Source organism: Streptomyces justiciae (assembly GCF_015163075.1).
Taxonomy (GTDB): domain Bacteria; phylum Actinomycetota; class Actinomycetes; order Streptomycetales; family Streptomycetaceae; genus Streptomyces; species Streptomyces justiciae.
In genome coordinates this window covers 1-3,551 of record NZ_JADDXU010000043.1, presented here as the reverse complement: position 1 = coordinate 3,551, position 3,551 = coordinate 1, and the positions used below count along the sequence as shown (strand labels likewise).

4 protein-coding genes are annotated in these 3,551 nt (G+C 68.9%); 2 read left to right on the top strand and 2 right to left on the bottom strand.

Translation table 11 applies throughout. The features are described 5' to 3' along the window. Nucleotides 1-469 precede the first annotated feature (469 nt). A complete protein-coding gene (locus IQ210_RS46920) occupies nucleotides 470-1,525 on the top strand; it encodes a M28 family peptidase (RefSeq protein WP_194085398.1) in 1,056 nt (351 codons plus the stop codon). A 26-nt stretch (nucleotides 1,526-1,551) separates the two neighbouring features. Here IQ210_RS46920 and IQ210_RS46915 read toward each other — a convergent pair whose 3' ends face one another. After that, on the bottom strand, nucleotides 1,552-2,022 hold the full coding sequence (locus tag IQ210_RS46915; protein ID WP_194085397.1) for an SsgA family sporulation/cell division regulator: 471 nt from the start codon (nucleotides 2,020-2,022) through the stop codon (nucleotides 1,552-1,554). Between the two features lie 342 nt (nucleotides 2,023-2,364). Here IQ210_RS46915 and IQ210_RS46910 point away from each other — a divergent pair, with 342 nt between their 5' ends. After that, a complete protein-coding gene (locus IQ210_RS46910) occupies nucleotides 2,365-3,180 on the top strand; it encodes an alpha/beta hydrolase (RefSeq protein ID WP_194085396.1) in 816 nt (271 codons plus the stop codon). Between the two features lie 57 nt (nucleotides 3,181-3,237). Here the strand turns inward: IQ210_RS46910 and IQ210_RS46905 are convergent. Further along, a partial coding sequence (locus IQ210_RS46905) for a response regulator transcription factor (protein WP_194085395.1) occupies nucleotides 3,238-3,551 on the bottom strand: 314 nt, incomplete at its 5' end.

The window sequence follows — 3,551 nt, the reverse complement described above, 5'->3', positions numbered from 1 at the left end:
GATGGGGCTCACGCGATTTCCTTCCGGTGTGTCCACGGGGGGAGTGTCGTGATGGTGGCGGACAACTCGCCCGATGGGCTTGGTGGTTGGAAACTCTGCCGCGCTTCGGTAGGAAGCGCAAAGAATGTGAGCAGGTGTGAATGCTCACACATATCTGGTGTGGGTGGTGTGGCTCAGAATCTGAACCTTCCGGATGGTGTGCCTCGTGTATGAAAAGGCCCGGCCTCGGTCCTTGGCCTTGATCGCTTGTTGTGGGTGGGGTGGTCGCCCCCATGTCGGGGAAGAGCACGCGGACGACCACCCCTTCCTGCGCCCAGGCCAGCCAATGAACATCCTCGGCGCAGGAGCTCTTCTCTGGGGCAACGGGGTTCAGGGCACCGCAGGTTCACAAGGAAGCGAGGCAATCGGCCTCGCCGCACGATCTCACTCTGTTTGTCCCCCTAAAGCCTCACGCAGACCGGAGTATCGGATGACGAACGACCCGACGACGACGCCTGGTTCGGCACCGCACGCGGTGCCACAGCCCGACACCGCCCGACTGCGCCGGCACGTCGAGTTCCTCGCCGCCGAACCCCGTGGTCGGCTGCGCGCGCCTCGAGGCATGGAGCGCGCCGAGACATACGTTCACGACCAGCTGACCGCCGCGGGATGGCTCGTGCAGCGGCGGCCGTTCGACGTGCGCTGGCAGATCGGCTCGACCGACCGGCACGGCCACCGTGCGCTGGCTCTGAAGCCGCGCCTGCACCGACGCCTGCGCGGGGCGAACCTTGTTGCCACGCTGCCCGGGCCCGGAAACGGCCCGGCTGTGGTGGTCGGCGCTCATCTGGACAGCGTCAGCGGCAGTCCAGGGGCCGATGACAACGCCTCCGGCGTGGCGGTTGTGCTGGAGACGGCCCGCCTGCTGGCCGAGGCGCCGATGCCCGCGCGCGTCGTACTGGCAGTGTTCGACATGGAGGAACTCGGGCTGATCGGGGCCCGCCAGGCAGCTCGTGAACTGGCCGCGGACGGTGGTGTGCGGGGGATGATCTGCCTGGAGTCCGTCGGCTACTTCGCCGATGAGCTCGGCACCCAGAAACTGCCCGCCGGCTTCGAGCGGGTCTTTCCCGAGGCGTCCGCCGCAGTGCGGGCGGGCGGTCACCGGGGGGACTTCACCCTCGTGGTGCACCGGCGTTCCTCGACCGCGGCGGCACGGATGTGGCAGCAGGCCGCCGCGGCGGCCTCCACCTCGCTCCCGGCCTTGCTGCTGCGCGACCCACGGCCCGATGGTCCGCTCGGCCTGCTCATCGGGCTGGCCGTACCGCCTCTCAACCATCTGGGCCGCAGTGACCACGCCCCGTTCTGGAACCGTGGGATCCCCGCGCTGATGCTCACGGACACCGCGAACTTCCGCAATCCGCACTACCACCGGTCGACGGACGTGCCCAGGACCCTCGACTACGACCGCCTGACCGCGGTCACCGCGGCCACCGCCCTGACCGCGCTCTCGTGGCCCGAACCGGAACGCCTGGCAGGCTCTCGGCCCTGAGGCCGGCACCGGAGCTCGACAAGAGATCAGTCGCAGTGGGTCTGGGGCGCCTGGAGCAGGTCCGCGGTCGCGGCGTCCCAGTCGATCTCGCTGAGTTCGGCACCGGCGGGTACCAGGTCATACGTGTCGGCCAGCCACTGCGCCAGCGGCGGTATGGGGAGCTCGAACAGGGCCGCCGTGTCCCGGGAAGTCAGCCGCAGTCGTGCGGTGGTGCGGTCCCCGATGGTGGACGGCCAGATCTGGACGTCACCCAGACCGCTCACCGAGTGGAGCCCCTGCTGCAGAAGATCGCGGCCGATCCGCCACAGCACCCGTGGGCCGCCCTCGATGGCCAGCTCCACGGGCACGACCCAGGGCGCGTCGGGGTCGAACCGGAACGTCGCCCGGACGGTCTGCCGGGTGCTGAGGTCCAGCACGCGCTCGATGTCCAGGCCCAGCTCGGGACGACCGTCCGATCCCGTTCGGCGGGTCTGTCGGTTGGGTTGGTTGCCGCTCATGACGAGTGCATCCCTCTCTGTGGCAGAAGCTGGCCCGATCCACTGTGGTCGCCCCGGGAGCGACGTACATAAGTCACTTGACCGGCCAACTTCACGTGCTTTCCTGACGCAGGCCGTGTCGGGCAGCCCCTGGAGGGCCGCCTCAGACGGACTCGTGTCCGTTTCACCGAGCTCTCGCACGCGCGCCCAGCGCCTGGCTGTCCGGCTGTCCGGCTCTGCCGGGGGCCATGGGCCATGAACATTAAGTCATTCGACTGTCGCCCCTGACCTGTGCCTGATCGATGCTGAACGGGTCGCCCGCGTGCCGGTGCCGGGTCGTCGTCGTACTCGGAGGAAGCAGTCGTGAACCGTACACCCGTCGTCTTCATCCATGGCGCGTGGCTGCACGCGCTGTCCTGGGAGTCGTGGGCGGAGCGTTTCGCGAGTCGGGGCTTCCTCGCCTTCACGCCGGGCTGGCCGGGCGAGCCGCTCACCGTGGGGGAGACGCGCAAGTCCTCCGAGGGGCTGGCCGATGTGGGCCTGGACCTGCTGACGGACCACTACGCCAAAATCGTAGGTTCGTTTGATATTGCGCCGGTGATCATCGGCCACTCGGTCGGCGGACTCATCGCCCAGCACCTCATCGGCGCCAACATCGGCCAGGCCGCCGTGGCCATTGCGCCCGCCTTGGTCAACGACATCACGCTGCCTGCCCCGCCGTCCGGGGTCTGGCTACCCGGCCACGCCGACGCAAGCGCTCCTTCGGCGTCCGACCCCTTGGTGTCTTTGTCCGCGGAACAGTTCCACCGCTTCGTCGCCAACACGGTCAGCGAAGAGGAGTCGGCCCGGCTCTTCGACCGCTACGTGGTCCCGACGCCGCGCCGGCTGCTCACCGACCTCGGATGCGAGGGATCGGGGCGCAGCCGGAGCGCCGTGGCCGACGTCGCCAACGCGGATCGCGGCCCTCTCCTGCTGATCTCGGGACAGGAGGACCTGCTGGTGCCCGACGCCGCCACACGCGCGGCCTACAAGCAGTACGGCGACTCCCTGGCCGCGACCGACCTGAAGCAGTTCGCGGACCGAGGGCACTCGCTGATCATCGACAACGGATGGAGGTTCGTCGCGGACCATGTGCTCGGCTGGCTCGCCGAACACGGCCTGCGGGCCCACCCCCTGTAGGAGTCCGGGACGCATGCAGGAGCCCGGCACGCATGCAGGGGTCCTGGACGAACGCGCTCACACGTTCTGGTTGTCGGGAATCTTGCCCAGTGCGTCGCGCAGGGCGGCGCGGGAGGTGATGCCGAGTTTGGGGAAGACCCGGTACAGGTGTGAGCTGACGGTGCGGGGTGACAGGTGCATGCGTTCGCCGATCTCCTTGTTGGTCAGGCCGCTTGCGGCGAGGTCGGCGATGCGGCGCTCCTGCCAGGTGAGTTCGGCCAGTTGTGTGGTCGCGCGGGTGGCGAGGCCGGAGACGCGCAGTTCGGCTTGGGCGCGTTCGGCCCAGGTGACCGCCCCGAGGCGTTGGAAGGTCTGGGCGGCGAGAGTGAGTG

Excerpts from the sequence above, each read along its gene's own strand:
- IQ210_RS46920 (WP_194085398.1), top strand. The coding sequence starts at position 470 with ATGACGAACGACCCGACGACGACGCCTGGTTCGGCACCGCACGCGGTG.
- IQ210_RS46915 (WP_194085397.1), bottom strand. The coding sequence starts at position 2,022 with ATGAGCGGCAACCAACCCAACCGACAGACCCGCCGAACGGGATCGGAC.